The organism is Agrobacterium sp. 10T429 (assembly GCF_056393925.1).
In genome coordinates this window covers 1-360 of record NZ_JBFTGV010000100.1, presented here as the reverse complement: position 1 = coordinate 360, position 360 = coordinate 1, and the positions used below count along the sequence as shown (strand labels likewise).

Annotated in this window: 1 protein-coding gene; it reads left to right on the top strand. The window is 65.0% G+C overall.

The window, feature by feature from the left end:
• Positions 1-24 precede the first annotated feature (24 nt).
• On the top strand, positions 25-360 hold a 336-nt coding region (locus AC1DCP_RS26715; RefSeq protein WP_476774919.1), incomplete at its 3' end, for an alpha/beta fold hydrolase.

The window sequence follows — 360 nt, the reverse complement described above, 5'->3', positions numbered from 1 at the left end:
TTCACATTCCTCGCCAGAACCGTCATGCAACCCCAAGAACAAATCGAAGCGCTCAATCCCTCGCGTCGCAAGCTGCTGGTCTCGGGCGCCGGCACCGTCGGCGTGGCCGCCGTCGCCGCGCTTTCCGCCACGACCCAAGCCAATGCAGCCGGCAAGCCGCAGGCTAGCGCCACCCATCACACTGCAGGAGGCAACACCATGAGCACCATCACCACCAAGGACGGCACGCAGATCTTCTACAAGGACTGGGGCTCGGGTCGCCCGGTCGTGTTCTCGCACGGCTGGCCGCTCAACGCGGACGCCTGGGACGCGCAGATGCTGTTCCTGGTGCAGAAGGGCTTCCGCGTGATCGCTCATGAC